Source organism: Saccharopolyspora sp. ID03-671, assembly GCF_045278815.1.
Lineage (GTDB): Bacteria > Actinomycetota > Actinomycetes > Mycobacteriales > Pseudonocardiaceae > Saccharopolyspora > Saccharopolyspora ipomoeae.
The window spans coordinates 2,083,940-2,100,093 of sequence record NZ_CP134054.1; the positions used below are offsets into that span (position 1 = coordinate 2,083,940).

The following is a 16,154-nucleotide window of genomic DNA, read 5'->3' on the forward strand; positions in this document are numbered from 1 at the left end:
GGCACGAAACGACACACGAACTCGGTTCGCGAAACCCCCTCAAATCCCACGACAACACACCCCGACCACCCCCGCAGCTGGATCACACCGCTCACCCGGTCGAAAACCGCTGCATTCGTCGCGCGAAAACCCCGGTTCTCGTCGCGCGAAAACCGGGGTTCTTGACGCGGTGTGGATTTCGGGATCGGTTACTGGGGTGGGTTCTCGCAAGTGGGGTTCAGGATCTTCTGGATCTCCGGGGAGTCGAGGTTGTCCTTGGTGATGAGGGTGGCGCCGGTGTCGGTGGCCGGGGCCTGCTCGGCGGAGCCCCGGATCTTGGAGACGGCGGTGTTGACCGCCGCGTAGCCCATCTTGAACGGGTTCTGGGCGATGAGGCCGGTGATCACGCCGTCGCGGAGGGACTGGATCTGGCCCTCCGAGGTGTCCCAGCCGATGATCTTGACCTGGCCGGCCTTGCCCGACTGCCGGACCGCCTCGGCCGCGCCGAGCACGCTGGGCTCGTTGGCCGCGTAGATGCCGTTGAGGTCCGGGTTCGCCGTCAGGATGTCCTGGGTGACCTGCAGCGCCTTGTTGTAGTCGCTGTCGCTGGACTGCTGCGCCACCAGCTGCAGCCCCGGGTGCTTGGCCAGTCCGTTCTTGAAGCCCTGGCCGCGCGTCTCGTTGGTGCTGGTCCCGGCCTGGAACTCGATGAAGGCCACCTTGCCCTGCCCGCCCAGCTGCTTGGCCAGCTCGTCGGTGCCCTGCTCGGCGGCGGCGACGTTGTTGGTGGCGAACACCGGCACGTCCGGCGGCTGCGGGGTCGTCCCGGAGTCCATGTTGACCACCGTGGTCCCCTGCCCCTGCGCCGTTTTGGTGACGTCGGACAGCGCCTTGGCGTCGGTGGCCGCGTACACCAGACCCTTCACGTCCCCCTGGGCGAGCATGTCCTGCAGCAGGCTCTGCTGGCCGCTGACGTCGCTCTCCGCGCTCACGCCGTCCCAGTGCAGCTCGACGCCCTGCTGCTTGGACCCGGCGCACTCGGCGCCGACGCGGACCTTCTCCCAGAAGTCGAAGCCGATCGCCTTGGGCACCACCGCGATCTTGATCGGACCGCCGTCCTGCCCACCGCCGCCGGTCTGCTCGCGCACCCCGACGCTGCAGCCGGTGGCGGCGAGCGTCAGCAGCACGCACGTTGCCGTCAGAACCTTCTTCACCGCAGAGCTCCTTTGCTCATCGCGAAAACAGGGCTATCCGGCGTCGCCGCCGAGCTTGCGGCGCTGGTACAGGTCCCACCAGACCGCCAGCCAGATGATCACGCCGATCAGCACGTTCTGGTAGAAGGTGCCGATGTTGAGCTGCACCGCGCCGTTGCGGATGACCGCGACCAGGAAGGCCCCGATCAGCGAGCCCAGCACGGTCCCGCGCCCGCCCATGAGGCTGGCGCCGCCGATGACGACCGCCGCGATCACGTCCAGCTCCAGGCCCTCGCCGAAGTTCGGCTGACCCGAGTTGATCCGCGACGCCGCGATCATGCCGCCGAGTCCGGCCAGCGCACCCGAGAGCACGTACACCGACGTGATGTAGCGCTTGACCGGGACGCCGGACAGCCGCGCGGCTTCCATGTTCGAGCCCATCACGTAGGCGTAGCGGCCCAGCCGGGTGCGGGTGAGCACCACGTACCCGAGCACGGCCACCAGGATGATCAGCGCGATCGGGATCGGCAGGATGCCGATGACGCCCTGCCCCAGCAGCCGGAACGAGTCCGGCGCGCCGAACACCGCGACCGCGCCGGTGGCGATGAGCACCAGACCCCGGCCCACGCTGAGCATCCCGAGCGTGGCGATGAACGGCGGCAGCCCCACCACCGACACCAGCAGCCCGTTGACCAGCCCGGCCAGCGCGCCGACGACCAGCCCGCCGACGATGCCCAGCAGCGGGTTGAACCCGTACTCGGCCATCAGCAGCACGCCGATCACCCCGGACAGCGCGGCAACCGATCCCACCGACAGGTCGATGCCGCCGGTGATGATCACCAGCGTCACGCCCACCGCCATCACCGCGTTCACCGAGGTCTGCGACCCGAGGTTGAACAGGTTGTCGGCGGTGAGGAACGACGGCGCGACGATCGACAGGACGATGAACACGACGATCAGCGCGCCCGCCGCCGCGACCTGCGAGACCGCTCCGGAGAGCCGGTCGCCCAGGCCGCCCAGCAGCCCGCGGTCCCCTGTGGACGGTGCCTTGGTCTGCTCAGTCATGGTTGCCCTTCGCTCCGGTCGCGAGCGCGACCACGCGTTCCTCGGAGAACTCCGTCCGCTGCACCTCCCCGGTGATGCGGCCACCGCGCATCACCAGGATCCGGTCGCACATGTTCAGCAGCTCCGGCAGGTAGCTGGAGATCAGCACGACCGCTTTCCCCTGCTCCGCCAGGGAATCCAGCTGCTGGAACATCTCCGACTTGGCGCCGACGTCCATGCCCCGGCCGGGTTCGTCGAAGAACAGCACGTCGGCACCGGTCTCCAGCCAGCGCGCCAGCACGACCTTCTGCTGGTTGCCGCCGGAGAGGGTCTGCGCCTGCCGCCCGACGCGCGGGACCCGGATGCGCAGCGACTCCCGCTCGCGCTCGGCGATGTCCCGCTCCGCCTTCAGGTCGATGAGCCCGAAGCGCAGCATCGGCAGCTTGGCCATCGTGATGTTCTTGTCCACGCCCAGCTGCAGCGCCAGACCGTCTTCCTTGCGGCTCTCGGTGAGGTAGCCGATGCCGGCCGCGATGGCGTCGGCCGGGCCGCGGATGCGCAGCGCGCGACCGTCCACTGTGATCGTTCCGCGGTCGGGCGGTTCGGCGCCGAAGACGGCTCGCGCCAACTCGGTTCGGCCCGCACCGACCAACCCCGCCAGCCCCACGATCTCGCCGGCGCGGACCTGGAAGGACACGTCGCGCACCCGCTCGCCGCGGCTGAGCCCGTCGACCTCCAGCCGCACCTCGCCGGGCGCCCGGTGGGTGCGCGGGTAGAGGTTGGCGACGTCGCGGCCGACCATGAGCTGCACCAGCCGCGCCTCGTCCAGGCCGTCGACCGGCGCGGTCTCCACGACCGCCCCGTCGCGCATCACCGTCACCCGATCGCCGATCTCGAAGATCTCGTCGAGCCGGTGCGAGATGTAGAGGACGGCGATGCCCTGCCCGGTGAGCTCGCGGACGATGCCGAACAGCTCCTCGGTCTCGCGTTCGGTGAGGCTGGCCGTCGGCTCGTCGAGGATGAGCACTTTCGCCCGCACCGCCAGGGCTTTGGCGAGTTCGACCCGCTGCTGCTCCGCTGTGGACAGCAGCGACACCCGCCGCCCCGGGTCGACGTCCAGGCCGACGCGGGCGAGCAGCTCCCGCGCGTCGCGGCGCTCGGCCGCGCGGGAGATCCATCCGCTGCGACCGGGTTCGTGCCCGATGAAGAGGTTTTCAGCTACCGACAGGTCCGGGGCGAGGGCGAACTCCTGGTGCACCATGGACACCCCGAGCCGCCGCGCCGCACCCGGCCCCTGGTGGACCACCGGTTCACCGTCCAGTTCGACGCGACCGCTGGTGGGCGGCTCGACCTGGGCGATCAGCTTCATCAGCGTGGACTTGCCGGCACCGTTCTCACCTGCGAAGACGTGCACCTCGCCGGGTTCGATCTCCAGCGTCACCCCGTCGACGGCGACCACCCCGGGGAACCGCTTGCCGACGCCGCGCAGCGCCACCGCCGGGCGTCGTCCGCTGGCTGTCACGGCGTGCCTCCCTCGATCGTCGTTGATCGTGCTCCAGGTCACGGTGCGCCGGATCATACCCACAGCGCAGCTCATCGTGAAAGGGCTGGAACGAAGCCAAGTAACCGATTACCGGAGCGGCGCGAGCCGCGGAATCCGGACGACTCCCGGACAGGGATGCGGTGGGTACGTAAGCTTTCGGTCGGGGACAGCGCGAATGCGACATCGATGATCTAGGGGGCGAAGACGCCGTGCAGCCGTTGCTCGCCAGTGATCCGACCGCGGTCGGCGACTACCGGCTGCTGGCGCGGCTGGGCCGCGGCGCGATGGGCGGGGTCTACCTCGGCCGCTCGCGCGGCGGTCGCGTGGTCGCGGTCAAGGTCATCCGCGCCGACCTCGCCGAGGACCCCGAGTTCCGCGAGCGGTTCCGCCGCGAGGCCGACGCCGCGCACGCGGTCGGCGGGTTCTGGACCGCCGCGGTCGTCAACGCCGACCCGGACGCCGAGCAGCCGTGGCTGGCCACCGAGTACGTCCCGGGGCCGACGCTGCACCAGGCGGTCGCCGACCACGGGGCGCTGCCCGAGGCCACCGTGCGCAGCCTGGGCGCGGGGCTGGCCGAGGCGCTGGTGGCCATCCACAACGCCGAGCTGGTGCACCGCGACCTCAAGCCCGCCAACGTCCTGCTGGGGCCGGACGGGCCGCGCGTCATCGACTTCGGCATCTCCCGCGCCATGACCGGGCATTCGCTGACCGCCACCGGCATCTTCCTGGGGACGCCGGGGTTCTTCTCGCCCGAGCAGACGCTCGGCGGCGAGGTGGGACCCGCCAGCGACGTGTTCTCGCTGGGCGCGGTGCTGGTGTTCGCCGCGACCGGCTGCGGGCCGTTCGGCGAGGAGAGCACCGCTTCGCTGCTGTACAAGGTCGCGCACGCCGAACCCGACCTGGAGAAGGTTCCCGACGGACTCCGGCCGCTGCTGGCGGAGTGCCTGGCCAAGGACCCGGCGGACCGGCCGACCCCGACGCAGATGCTGGACCGGATCGGCGAGACCAGCCCGCAGGGCAGCGGTTGGCTGCCGCAACCCATCACCGCGGTGATCGCCCAGCACGCCACCGAGCTGCAGCGCACCGCGCAGGCACCGGACGCTCCCCCGGCACCGCCCGCGCCGCTGAACCCGCCGAAGCAGCAGACCCGGACCTACACCCAGTCCGCACCCGCCCCGTCCGCTCCGGCCCCGTCCGCAGCCGCTCCTGCCGCTCCTGCCGCGCCCGTCGCGGCGGCTCCGGCTTCGCCGATGCGGCAGCCGATCACGCCCGCGGCGCCGCAGAAGCGCGCCACCCAGGCGCAGGTCGTCCAGGTGCGCCGGGACGGGCCCGGCCCCGAGTTCCGCACCGCCGGACGGGTGTCGGCCGGGATCTGGGCGGCGTTCTTCGCGGCGCTGCTGGTCGGTGTCGCCTACCTCGCCGAGCGCGTCAGCGTCGACCGGGAACCGCTGTTCCTGCTCGGCGCCGGGCTGCTGGTGTTCGGCGCGATCTGGTCGGTGGGGCGGATGCTGGCGCCGAGCCTGCGGTTGAAGGTCAACGGCGACGGCGTCGTGGTGCACCGGTTCGGGCTGACCCGCGAGTACCCGTGGAGTCAGATCTCTCGGGTCGGCGTGGTCGGTCGCGGCAAGTCGACGGCGCTGGCGCTGTGGCTGGCCGACGGTTCGGCGCCCAGCTCGGCGCTGTGGCTCCGGGTGCGGCGCTACCACGGCGGCGGTCGGGTCTACCCGATCGGAGCGACCGGCGGGTTCATCGCCCGGCGGCAGGAGGCCCGCCGGCTGCGGACGGCCCTGGAGCAGTACGCCCCGGGACGGTACGACTCACGCATCCTCTGACACCCACGGGCACAACGAAGCTCCGCCTTCGCTCGAATCTACGCAACGAAGCGACGCGACAAGCAAGGCTCGACGACTGAAATCAACTGGACCGCCGTCATAGCCTTGTGCTCATGGCTACCGTCCACCCCCACCTCGACACCCAGTCCCGCGCCGACGAGTTCCTGGCGCTCGACGAGCGCTACAGCGCGCACAACTACCACCCGCTGCCGGTCGTGATCGCCGAGGCCGAGGGCGCCTGGATGACCGATGTGGACGGTCGCCGGTACCTGGACTTCCTGGCGGGCTACTCGGCCCTGAACTTCGGCCACCGCCACCCCGACCTGATCGCCGCGGCCACCGAGCAGCTGGGCCGGTTGACGCTGACCAGCCGCGCGTTCCACCACGACCAGCTCGGGCCGTTCTGCCGCGAGCTCGCCGAGCTCACCGGCACCGACCGGGTGCTGCCGATGAACTCCGGCGCCGAGGCCGTCGAGTCGGCGATCAAGATCGCCCGCAAGTGGGCCTACCGGGTCAAGGGCGTGCCGGAGAACCAGGCCGAGATCATCGTGGCCGGGTCGAACTTCCACGGCCGCACCACCACGATCGTGTCGTTCTCGACCGATCCGGAGGCGCGCGCCGAGTTCGGCCCCTACACGCCCGGGTTCACCGTCACCTCCTACGGCGACGCGTCCTCGGTGGAGGCCGCGATCAGCGAGCGGACCGCCGCGGTGCTGGTCGAACCCATCCAGGGCGAGGCCGGCGTGATCGTGCCGCCCGCGGACTACCTGCCGCGGCTGCGGCGCGCCTGCGACGAGCACGGCGCGCTGCTGATCTGCGACGAGATCCAGTCCGGCCTGGCCCGCACCGGTGAGCTGCTGGCCAGCGCCCACGACGGCGTCCGCGCCGACCTGTACACGCTGGGCAAGGCGCTGGGCGGCGGCATCCTCCCGGTCTCGGCCGTGGTCGGCCGCGACGACGTCATCGGCGTGCTGCAGCCCGGCCAGCACGGCTCGACCTTCGGCGGCAACCCCCTCGCCGCGGCCGTCGGCCGCGCGGTGATCCGCCTGCTGAGCACCGGGGAGTTCCAGCAGCGCTCCCGCGAACTGGGCGCCCACCTGCACGAACGCCTCACCGGACTCTCCGGGGTGGCCGAGGTCCGCGGCCGCGGCCTGTGGGCGGGCGTCGAGATCGCCCCCGGCGGCCCCACCGGCCGCCAGGCGAGCGAAGCGCTGATGGCCGGGGGCGTCCTCTGCAAGGAAACCCAGGCCACCACCCTGCGCATCGCCCCGCCCCTGACGATCAGCCGCGACGACCTCGACACCGGCATCGACGCCATCGCCGACGTCCTCGCGAAGTGACCGCTCCGCTGCGGCGCTGATGCCGGAACCCGTTCACCGCCCGCGGTCACGGTGACGACGACCGTGGGCAGTGGACGGTTTTAGCCATAATCACCCATGATCAATGTCCGAAATGTCGGGACAATATGGCTAAAACCGTCACCTCCGCAGCACCGCGCCCCACGCAGCACCCCAGGACGCGGTATCTCGGGTGGATCGGGGTCTCGGGTGGGGTCAGGACTTGGTGAGGTCTCGGGAGAGGGCTGTGAGGCGGCTGATCGCGCGGAGGTACTTCTTGCGGTAGCCGCCCTGCAGCATCTCCTCGGTGAACAGGCCCGACAGCGGGGTCCCGGAGACGCGGACCGGGATGGCGCGGTCGTAGAGCCGGTCGGCCAGCGCCACCAGCCTCAACGCCACGTCCTGGTCCGGGGCGGCGTGCACACCGGAGAGGTGCACGGCCGTGATGCCGTCGACGAGCCGACCGTACTTCGAGGCGTGCAGGCCCGCGAGGAATCCGCACAGCTCGTCGAAGTCGTCGAGCGTGGACCCGTCGGTGGCCTCGGCCAGCCGCGACAGCTCGTCGTCGGCCATCGGCGGCGGCGCGTCGGGCAGACCGCGGTGCCGGTAGTCTGGCCCGTCGACCCGCACCACGCCGAACCGGTTGGACATCGCGTGGATCTCCCGCAGGAAGTCCACCGCCGCGAACCGGCCCTCGCCGAGCTTGTCCGGCAGCGTGTTCGACGTGGCCGCCACGTGCACGCCGGCGTCGGTGAGCTTCGCGATCAGCTGGGTCACCAGCATCGTGTCGCCCGGGTCGTCCAGCTCGAACTCGTCGATGGCCAGCAGCCGGTGCTCGGAGAGCCGCCGCACGGTCTCGGCGAAGCCCAGCGCGCCGACCAGGTTGGTGATCTCGACGAAGGTCCCGTAGGACTTGGTGCCCTCGGTGGCGTGCCACAGCGAGGCCAGCAGGTGGGTCTTGCCGACGCCGAACCCGCCGTCGAGGTAGAGCCCGCGCTTGTCGCCGTCGGTCTTCTTCCTGCCCCCGAACATCCCGCGCAGCCAACCGCCGCCACCGCTGCCGGAAGCGTTGATGCGCTGGGCGAACGCCGAGCAGTCCCGCACGGCCTCGGCCTGGCTGGGCTCCTCGGGGTTGGGGATGTAGGTCTCGAAGCGGGCCGCCTCGAAGCGCGGAGGCGGCGTCATCGCCTGGACCAGCTCGTCCGGGGTGATCTCTGGACGGCGGTCGACCAGACGGGCGAAATTCATGCGACCGACTCTATAACCGGGGCCCGCCGCGCCAGCTCTCACCGGCACGTGCTCCTGCTCACCGTCGCGTGATCAACCGCGTTCGGGAGCCGGTTCGCCGCCGCCTCTGCGTTGCGGAAGAATGCGCGAGTGACGGATGGGGCGCCGTCGTCCGGCACCGAATGGTGCCGTCCCCGCACCTGGGACACCCTCGGATCAGGTGCGACCAGAACTCGCGTCACACCTCGCCGAATCGCTTCGGCGTTACCGGGAAGGAGCTGCATTTCCATGGCCCAGAACAGCGGCACGCCGTCCGGTCAGACCACCCAGGCGGGCACTTCGAGCACCGAGCGGCGCATTCCGGAGACGCGGACCGGCGGTTCACCCGCACGGCTCGCCGACGAGACCTCGCAGGGCAAGACGACCATCGCCGCCTCGGTGGTGCAGAAGATCGCCGGGATCGCCGCGCGCGAGGTCTCCGGCGTCTACGCGATGGGCGGCGGAGTTTCGCGGGCCTTCGGCGCCCTGCGCGACCGGATCCCGGGCGGCAGCGGCACCTCCTCCACCTCGGGTGTGCAGGTCGAGGTCGGCGAGAAGCAGGCGGCGGTGGACCTGGACATCGTCGTCGAGTACGGAGCGTCCATCGTGGACCTCTCCCGCGCGGTGCGGCGCAACGTGATCACCGCCGTGGAGCGGATGACCGGGCTCGACGTCATCGAGGTCAACATCGTCGTCAACGACATCCACCTGCCCAGCGAGGACGAGGAGGAGGCGTCGCAGCCCGCGCCCTCGCGCGTGGAGTGACGTCGTCCCCCACCCACACCGCCGAGGAGGCCCAGGTGCCGGAGCAGCACACCGCTCAGGAGCTCGCCGATGCGGTGCTCGCGCACCCGTCGGTGGCGCGGTTGCACGGCGGCGCGTTCGGCGAGATCGCGTCCTACTTCCCCGGACAACGCATCACCGGCGTGCGGATGTCCGAGGACGGGCCCGTGGAGATCGGCGTGGTGCTGCGGCTGGACCGCCCGCTCACCGAGACCGTCGACGACCTGCGCGGTGCGCTGGCCGAACGGCTCGGCGGGACCCGGGTGGACATCTACGTCTCGGACGTGGACGCCGGCGACGACGCCCCGGAGGCGGGGTGAGCCGGGGTCGGCTGAACCGGCCGGACCGGACGGGAGGCGCAGAATGGTGGACGTGCAGCACGATCCGGCGACGCGCGCCGAGATCCGCGCGTTCGTCCGGGAGAACCACCCGGACGTGGGAGGGGACCCGGAGGCCTTCGCCGTCGGGCTCGCTCGGCTGCGCGCCCGCCTTCCCGACGATGCCCGCGACGACGACCCCCGATTCGACGATCCCCGGTTTTGGGCACCGATCGTCGTCGAAGTGAGGCCGCGCGGGGTCCGCGGCCTGCTGCACCGCGCCCGGTGCCGGTGGCGGCGCCACCACGCCCCACCCCGAGTTCGATGACCCGCTCGTTTCTTCCACAGGAGGCTCGGAGATGAATGCGACGCAGACCGGACTGATCTCCGGACTGATCCTCGGCACCGCCGCCGCGGTCGGCGGTTTCAGCGGGTTCCTGATCGCGCTGCTGATCGGCATCGTCGGTCTGGTGATCGGCCGGATCCTCGACGGCGAGCTGGAGATCGGCGACCTGCTGGGCCGCGCCAAGGACCGCCGATGACCGCAACCGCGACCAGCCCCGAGGAGACCGTCCCCGACGAGGACTCCGGCGAGCGCGGCAGCCTGCACGTCAACCGGTCGGTGCTGCGCAAGATCGCCGCGCACGCCGCCGACGTCGACCCGGGCAGCGCGCGCAGCGGCCGCAAGCACACCGCCGGGGCCGAGGTCAGCGGCCCTGACGACGCGCTGCGGGTCCGACTGACCGTGGCGCTGCGCTACCCGAACCCGGTTCGGGACGCGGTGGCCTCGATGCGCGAGCGCGTCGGCACCGAGCTCGCCCGCATCGCGGGCTGCCGGGTCCGCAGCGTCGACGTGACGGTGTCCGCCCTGGTCCCGCCGGCCGCACCGCCGAGGGTGGAGTGAGCGATGCGCCTGTTCGTAAGACTGATCACCGCCGTCGCCGGGGTCGTCGGGGCCGCGGTCGGGGTGCTGCTGACCGTCGAGTCGGCGTGGTCGCTGATCCGGCCCGGCGCGCGCGGGCTGATCGTGGGTCCCGCGGCGGTGCGCGATGCGCTGAGCGGGTTCTCGTGGGACGACGCGCCGGTGCGGATCGTCGCGATCGCGCTCGTCGTGCTCGGCGTGGTGCTGCTGATCGCCGCGATCGCCTCGGGCCACCGCGAGCTGCGACTGCACGACCCGGCGCCGGAGGTCACGGTGACCACGGACCGGCGCTCGCTGGCGCGGCTGGTCGGCCACCAGGTCCGCGACCAGGACGGTGTCGCGGGAGCGACCGTCACGGCGGGCTCCAAGCGGGTGCGGGTCAAGGCCGCCGCGCGCTTCCACGAATCCGGTGACCTGCGGGAACGGCTGACGTCCACCGCTGAGCACGCGGTCGCCGACCTGCCGCTGCCGAGCACGCCGAAGGTGCTGGTGTCGGTGACCGCGCCCAAGGAGCGCCGATGACCGAGATCAAGCCGAGCAGCACGCCGATCGGTCGCAGCGCCGCGTTCGAGCGCGGCGCCGTGGTCCTGCTGGGCGTGCTGTCGCTGCTGGCGGGCGCGGCGGCGATCGTGGTCGGTTCCGGCGCGCTGGGCGTGTTCCGCGCCCGGCGGCCGGTGGCGGACCCGCTGCTGGCGCAGTGGCTGGCGGATCACGCGCAGCTGGCCGGGGTGATCGGACTGGTCGCCGGGGTGATGCTGTTCGTGATCGGCCTGTGGTGGGTGGTGCGCGCGTTGCGCCCCGAGCAGCGGCCGGACGTGCGCCTGGAGCACGCCGACGCCGGCGACCTGAACGTCACCGCGGGCGCGCTGGCCAACGCCGTGCGCACCGACGCCGAGCAGGTCTCGGGCGTCACGCGGGCGCGGGTGCGGATGGCCGGGACGGACCGGTCGCCGTCGCTGCGCCTGACGCTGTCGCTGAAGGAGGGCACCAACGTCCGGCACGTGTGGGAGGAGCTGGACGAGAAGGTCCTCGCCCGCGCCCGCCAGGCGCTGGGCCGCGAGACCCTGCCCACCGCGATCCGGTTGCGCCTCGACCGGGGACCCAAGCAGCGGGTGCGCTGATGCTGCCGCTGCAGCCGCCGGTGAAACCGATGCTGGCCAGCCCGGTCGACGGCGTCCCGCACCGCGACGGCCTGCTGTTCGAACCGAAGTGGGACGGCTTCCGCTGCCTGGCCTTCGTCGAACCGGGATCGCCGCCGCTGCTGCAGTCGCGCACCGGGCGCGGGCTGGAGCGCTACTTCCCGGAGGTGCGGTCGACGCTGGCGGAGCAGCTGGAGCGCCCCGCGGTGCTCGACGGCGAGCTGGTGGTGATCCGCCGCGACGACGAGGGCGACCGGCTCGACTGGGACCTGCTCAGCGAGCGCATCCACCCGGCCGCCAGCAGGGTCAACACCCTCGCCGAGCGCACCCCGGCCACGTTCATCGCCTTCGACCTGCTGGCCCTGGACGACCAGGACCTCACCGCCTCGCCGCAGTCGGAGCGCCGCGAGCTGCTGACCGACCTCGGCCTGGACCGGTCGGGGCTGCGCACGACACCGGCCACCGAGGACCCGGAGCTGGCCGAGGAGTGGTTCCGGCTGTTCGAGGGCGCCGGGCTGGACGGGGTCGTCGCCAAGCCGCTCGACGGCGCCTACGTGCCGGGCAAGCGGACCATGCTCAAGATCAAGCACTCGCGCACCGCCGACTGCGTGGTCGCCGGGCTCCGCTGGCACGCCAACACCGAACCCGGCACCGCCGTCGGCTCGCTGCAGCTGGGGTTGCACGACGAGCGCGGGGTGCTGCACCACGTCGGCGTCGTCGGGGCCTTCCCCGCCGCGCGGCGGCGCGAGCTGGCCGGTGAGCTCGCCGAGCTCATCACCGAGGGCGAGCACCCGTGGGTCGGCGAGAACGCCACCGGGCGGCGGCTCCCGGGTTCGGTGAACCGCTGGAACAGCACCGAGCAGCCGTGGGTGCCGCTGCGCCCGGAGCGGGTCGTGGAGGTCTCCTACGACCACACCGAGGGCGGGGTCCCGGCCCGGTTCCGGCACACCGCGCAGTTCGTGCGCTGGCGGCCCGACCGCGATCCGGGCTCCTGCGACTACGCCCAGCTGGAGGAACCGGCGCGCTACGACCTCGACTCGGTGCTGTTCGGTTCCGCGCACCGGACGGATCGTTCGGGCCGGTAACCTCCGGCTCGTGGCACAACGGATTGCGGTGATCGGTTCGGGTGGCATCGGCGGCGTGATCGCCGAAGCGGCGCACGCCGCGGGCCACGAGGTGACGATGTGCGTGCGCACCCCGTTCGAGCGGCTGGTGCTGGACGCGCCCGAGGGGACGTCCGAGATCCCGGTGGAGGTCGCCACCGACCCCGGCGCGGTCGGCGAGTGCGACTGGATCGTGCTCACCACCAAGGTCCACGACGTGCCCGGCACCGCGCCGTGGCTGAACAAGCTCGACGACGGCAGCACGCCGCTGGTGGTGGTGCAGAACGGCGTCGCCCACCGCGAGTCGGTCGCCGAGCTCGGGGTGCGGGCACCGGTGCTGCCCGCCCTGATCTACGTCGGCGCCGAGCGCACCGGTCCCGGCCGCGTCGTGCGCCGCTCCCCCACGACCATGCAGGTCGAGGGCGGTGAGCTCGGGTCGCGCTTCGTGGCGCTGCTGGAGGGGTCCGCGGTGAAGCTGCGGCCGACCGACGACTTCCACACCGCGGCGTGGCGCAAGATGCTCACCAACGTGGCCCCGAACCCGATCACGGCGCTGACCCTGCGCCGCCTGGACGTGCTCGCCGACGACGACGTGCGGAGCTGTGCGCCGGGATCCTCGCGGAGGCGATCGCGGTCGCCCGGGCCGAGGGCGCGTCGCTGACCCAGCAGGACGCGGACAAGGTCCTCGCCGACTACACCGCCCGGATGCCCCCGACCAACGGGACCTCGATGCTCTACGACCGGATCGCCGGCCTCCCGCTGGAGCACGAGCACATCACCGGCGCCCTCGTGAACGCCGCCGACCGCCACGGCATCCCGGTCCCGCTCAACCGCACCCTGCTGACGCTCCTCCGCGCGATCAAGCCCGCTCCGATCCCTGGCGTCTAGTTGGCGGGCGGATCGCTGGCCCCGGGGGTGGTGCGGGCGGTGGCGACCGAGCCGACGGAGGCGATGACCACGCAGCAGATGGCGAGCCACTGCCAGCCTGTCAGCAGCTCGCCGAGAACCACCAGGCCCGCCAGCGCGGCGACGGCGGGTTCGGTGCTCATGAGGATGCCGAACACGCGCGGCGGCATCCGGCGCAGCGCCTCCAGCTCCAGCGTGTAGGGCACCACCGAGGACATCAGCGCCACCAGCAGGCCGATGAGCAGCACCGTCGGGCTCAGCAGCGCTGGACCGGAGTCGACGGCGCCGATCGGGATCGCGATCAGCGCGCCGAAGCCCATCGCCAGCGCCAGCCCGGAGGTCCCGGTGGTGCGGCTGCCGAGCTTGGCGCCCAGCAGGATGTAGCCGGCCCAGCAGGCACCCGCCGCCAGGGCGAACGCGACGCCGATCCAGTCGAGCCCGCCCTCGACTCGGGACAGCAGGAACACGCCGGTCCCGGCGAGCAGCGCCCACACGACGTCGAGCTTGCGGTGCGAGCCGAACAGCGCCACCGCCAGCGGCCCCAGGAACTCGATGGTCACCGCCGCACCGAGCGGGATCCGCTCGAACGACTGGTAGATGCACATGTTCATGCCGGCCAGCACCGCGCCGTAGCCGATGACGACCCGCAGCGTCGGCCAGTCCATCCGCAGCGCGGGGCGGAAGACGGCCAGCAGGATCACCGCGGCGAACACCAGCCGCAGCGTCACCACCCCGGACGCTCCGGCCACGCTGAACAGCTGCTTGGCGAAGGCGGCCCCGACCTGGACGCTGATCACCCCCACCAGCACCAGCATCGGCGGAGGCACCGCCCCCAGCGCAGCGGCCGACATCCGGCTCGCGCTGAACCGCCGTTCCTCCCCCGGTCCCCAGGCGACCTGCACAACGCTCCTTCACGGCTAAAGAACAACCCCGAGCACGTTAACCCAGCGAACGACCCACCAGAACCCGCATCGGAGGTCACCTTCACCACCCCGGGTCGCGGGCCGGAACGTCCCCTCACCAGGGCCACACGCCGATCATGGGATGCTTCGCGGGGAGTCCGTCCCCGTGTTGAACATGAGGTGGCTGCGGCCGCCGAGCCAGGTGACCACAACACAGCTTTCTAGGAGTTCCCGTGCCTCGCTGCATCAACCGGGCCTGGGCCGCGCTGCTGCCGTTGCTGCTGCTGGTCGCCGGTTGTTCGGTCGGGCCCTCGCAACGCCCCGCGGTCGCCTACCACGACAGCGAGCAGCAGATCGCGCCCGCGCCGCAGCCCCCGAAGCCGCAGCCGGTGCCGCCGCTGGGGTCGGCCCCCAGCGACTCGCTGAGCTGGCAGGACTGCACCGACCAGACCCGGACCGAGCTCGGCGCGCTGCCGCCGGGCATGACGTTCTCCTGCGCGCGCCTGCTCTCGACGCTCGATGCGCCGGAGGCTCCCGAGCGGGGCACCGCGCGCAACTCGCTGATCCGCACGGGCGCGGGCAAGGTGCCGCTGGTCGTGGTCGGTGACGTGGGCGGCGAGCCGGGGACGACGTTCGCGGCGCGGCTGGCCACCCAGCTCCCGCCGGAGATCCGCAACACCTTCGACATCGTGGGCATGGACCGGCGCGGGACCGGCGAGTCGGAGCCGGCCGACTGCGTGCCGCCGCAGCAGCGCGAGCAGGTGATGGGCTTCGACCCGCGAGCCACCGAGCGCGCGCAGCTGGACCAGCTGCTGGATTCGGTGCTCAAGGCAAGCCAGGAGTGCCTGCTCAAGCTGGACGAGCGGCTGCAGGCCTACGACACCTGGCGCACCGCCTCCGATCTGGAGGAACTGCGCCTGGAGCTGGGCGTGCCGAGGCTGCACGCGATCGGTCGCGGCGAGGCCGGGCGGCTGCTGACCACCTACGCCGAGCGCTACCCGAACTCGGTGGGCCGCTTCGTGATCGACGGTGCCCCGGACCCGACCCGGGATTCGATGGGCCAGGCCGAGTACCAAGCGCAGGCCGCCGAGCAGACCTTCGACGTCTTCGCGAACGACTGCGCGAGCCGAGGATGCCCGCTGGGCCCGAACCCGCGCCAGGCGGTCACCGATCTCGTGGAGCGCGCCCGCACCGCACCGCTGCCCGCGCCGGGCACCTCGGTTCCGGCGGGGCGCGTCACCCGGGCTCTGCTGCAGGCCCTGGCGGACCGCAACGCCTGGCCCGCGCTGGCGGACGCGCTGGCGGCGGGGACCCGGGGCGACGGCACCCGGCTCGCGGAGCTCTCCGCGCCGCTGGTGACACCGCAGGGCGTGAACCCGCCGTGGTTCGACGGCGACCTCATCACCAGCTGCAACGACACGACGTTGCGCGTGCCGCCGCAGCGCAGCAGCGAGCTGGCGCAGGACTGGGTGGGGCGCTTCCCGCTGTTCGGCGGGATCGCGGCGCAGCGGGTGGTGTGGTGCGGGTCGTGGCCGGTGCCGCAGCAGCCGCTGCCGTCACCGCGCCGCGCGGACCTCCCACCGATCCCGGTGATCACCACGGCGCACGATCCGAGGTCGCTGGCGCTGGGCACCGATCACCTGGCCGCCGAGCTGCCGACCGGGGTGGCGATGCGCTGGCAGGGCGCCGGGCACGGAGCGATCGCGCGCTCGTCGTGCGTGACCGACGCGGTCAGCCGGTTCCTGGTCCAGGGCGTCGTGCCCACCGAAGGCATGGCCTGCCCGGAGTGATCCCGCAACACCCCGGGCAAGCCACCGCCGCTTCAGCCGCAGCTGGAGCAGCAGCCACAGGAGGGGCCGCTGCAGCTGCTGCAGCAGCTGCACCCGCC

18 protein-coding genes are annotated in these 16,154 nt (G+C 72.2%); 13 read left to right on the top strand and 5 right to left on the bottom strand.

Translation table 11 applies throughout. The annotated features are described in order from the left end of the window. Positions 1 to 188: 188 nt before the first annotated feature. From REH65_RS09205 to REH65_RS09215, 3 genes are read right to left on the bottom strand one after another with little or no spacing between them, the layout of a single operon-like run. Positions 189 to 1,193, bottom strand: a complete 1,005-nt coding sequence (locus REH65_RS09205; RefSeq protein ID WP_281457765.1) for a substrate-binding domain-containing protein — start codon at positions 1,191 to 1,193, stop codon at positions 189 to 191. Positions 1,194 to 1,226: 33 nt separating this feature from the next. Beyond that, complete coding sequence (locus REH65_RS09210; protein ID WP_093416417.1) at positions 1,227 to 2,237, bottom strand: ABC transporter permease; 1,011 nt, start codon at positions 2,235 to 2,237, stop codon at positions 1,227 to 1,229. Continuing rightward, positions 2,230 to 3,738, bottom strand: coding sequence for a sugar ABC transporter ATP-binding protein (locus REH65_RS09215; protein ID WP_406692119.1), 1,509 nt, complete (start codon positions 3,736 to 3,738; stop codon positions 2,230 to 2,232). Before REH65_RS09215 ends, REH65_RS09210 begins: the two co-directional genes overlap by 8 nt. Before the next feature lie 230 nt (positions 3,739 to 3,968). Here REH65_RS09215 and REH65_RS09220 point away from each other — a divergent pair, with 230 nt between their 5' ends. Continuing rightward, the gene (locus tag REH65_RS09220; protein ID WP_406692120.1) at positions 3,969 to 5,591 is read left to right on the top strand and encodes a serine/threonine-protein kinase; all 1,623 of its coding nucleotides are present in this window, start codon (positions 3,969 to 3,971) and stop codon (positions 5,589 to 5,591) included. A 113-nt stretch (positions 5,592 to 5,704) separates the two neighbouring features. Continuing rightward, entirely contained in the window at positions 5,705 to 6,931 is a 1,227-nt protein-coding gene (rocD, locus tag REH65_RS09225; protein ID WP_406692121.1) for an ornithine--oxo-acid transaminase, read from the top strand. A gap of 213 nt (positions 6,932 to 7,144) precedes the next feature. Here the strand turns inward: rocD and zapE are convergent, their stop codons facing one another. Further along, positions 7,145 to 8,176, bottom strand: a complete 1,032-nt coding sequence (gene zapE / locus REH65_RS09230; protein WP_406692122.1) for a cell division protein ZapE — start codon at positions 8,174 to 8,176, stop codon at positions 7,145 to 7,147. A 267-nt stretch (positions 8,177 to 8,443) separates the two neighbouring features. On the opposite strand from zapE, the gene REH65_RS09235 reads away from it, so the two are divergent. The 10 genes from REH65_RS09235 to REH65_RS09280 are packed head-to-tail and all read left to right on the top strand — an operon-like array spanning position 8,444 to position 13,346. After that, positions 8,444 to 8,959 (top strand): Asp23/Gls24 family envelope stress response protein, encoded by a 516-nt coding sequence (locus REH65_RS09235; RefSeq protein ID WP_281457770.1) that lies wholly within the window; start codon positions 8,444 to 8,446, stop codon positions 8,957 to 8,959. A gap of 35 nt (positions 8,960 to 8,994) precedes the next feature. Further along, complete coding sequence (locus REH65_RS09240; RefSeq protein ID WP_406692123.1) at positions 8,995 to 9,297, top strand: hypothetical protein; 303 nt, start codon at positions 8,995 to 8,997, stop codon at positions 9,295 to 9,297. A gap of 43 nt (positions 9,298 to 9,340) precedes the next feature. Then, positions 9,341 to 9,622: a hypothetical protein gene (locus REH65_RS09245; RefSeq protein ID WP_406692124.1), complete on the top strand. Its 282-nt coding sequence runs from the start codon at positions 9,341 to 9,343 to the stop codon at positions 9,620 to 9,622. Between the two features lie 31 nt (positions 9,623 to 9,653). Then, positions 9,654 to 9,836 carry a hypothetical protein gene (locus REH65_RS09250; protein ID WP_281457773.1) on the top strand — a complete coding sequence of 61 codons (183 nt, stop codon included), beginning with the start codon at positions 9,654 to 9,656 and terminating at the stop codon, positions 9,834 to 9,836. Next, the gene (locus REH65_RS09255; RefSeq protein WP_406692125.1) at positions 9,833 to 10,198 is read left to right on the top strand and encodes a hypothetical protein; all 366 of its coding nucleotides are present in this window, start codon (positions 9,833 to 9,835) and stop codon (positions 10,196 to 10,198) included. Before REH65_RS09250 ends, REH65_RS09255 begins: the two co-directional genes overlap by 4 nt. Positions 10,199 to 10,201: 3 nt before the next feature. After that, on the top strand, positions 10,202 to 10,738 hold the full coding sequence (locus REH65_RS09260) for a DUF6286 domain-containing protein (RefSeq protein ID WP_406692126.1): 537 nt from the start codon (positions 10,202 to 10,204) through the stop codon (positions 10,736 to 10,738). After that, on the top strand, positions 10,735 to 11,337 hold the full coding sequence (gene amaP / locus REH65_RS09265; RefSeq protein WP_406692127.1) for an alkaline shock response membrane anchor protein AmaP: 603 nt from the start codon (positions 10,735 to 10,737) through the stop codon (positions 11,335 to 11,337). Before REH65_RS09260 ends, amaP begins: the two co-directional genes overlap by 4 nt. Continuing rightward, positions 11,337 to 12,440 (top strand): ATP-dependent DNA ligase, encoded by a 1,104-nt coding sequence (locus tag REH65_RS09270; RefSeq protein ID WP_406692128.1) that lies wholly within the window; start codon positions 11,337 to 11,339, stop codon positions 12,438 to 12,440. The genes amaP and REH65_RS09270 overlap by 1 nt, the downstream gene beginning before the upstream one ends. Before the next feature lie 10 nt (positions 12,441 to 12,450). After that, positions 12,451 to 13,119 carry a 2-dehydropantoate 2-reductase N-terminal domain-containing protein gene (locus REH65_RS09275; RefSeq protein ID WP_406692129.1) on the top strand — a complete coding sequence of 223 codons (669 nt, stop codon included), beginning with the start codon at positions 12,451 to 12,453 and terminating at the stop codon, positions 13,117 to 13,119. Then, positions 13,086 to 13,346, top strand: a complete 261-nt coding sequence (locus REH65_RS09280) for a ketopantoate reductase C-terminal domain-containing protein (RefSeq protein WP_406693129.1) — start codon at positions 13,086 to 13,088, stop codon at positions 13,344 to 13,346. Before REH65_RS09275 ends, REH65_RS09280 begins: the two co-directional genes overlap by 34 nt. On the opposite strand, the gene REH65_RS09285 is transcribed toward REH65_RS09280, so the two are convergent. Further along, a complete protein-coding gene (locus REH65_RS09285) occupies positions 13,343 to 14,215 on the bottom strand; it encodes an EamA family transporter (RefSeq protein ID WP_406693130.1) in 873 nt (290 codons plus the stop codon). The two genes, REH65_RS09280 and REH65_RS09285, sit on opposite strands and share 4 nt — an antisense overlap. 284 nt (positions 14,216 to 14,499) lie before the next feature. On the opposite strand from REH65_RS09285, the gene REH65_RS09290 reads away from it, so the two are divergent. Then, positions 14,500 to 16,056, top strand: coding sequence for an alpha/beta fold hydrolase (locus tag REH65_RS09290; protein ID WP_406692130.1), 1,557 nt, complete (start codon positions 14,500 to 14,502; stop codon positions 16,054 to 16,056). Positions 16,057 to 16,154: the final 98 nt, after the last annotated feature.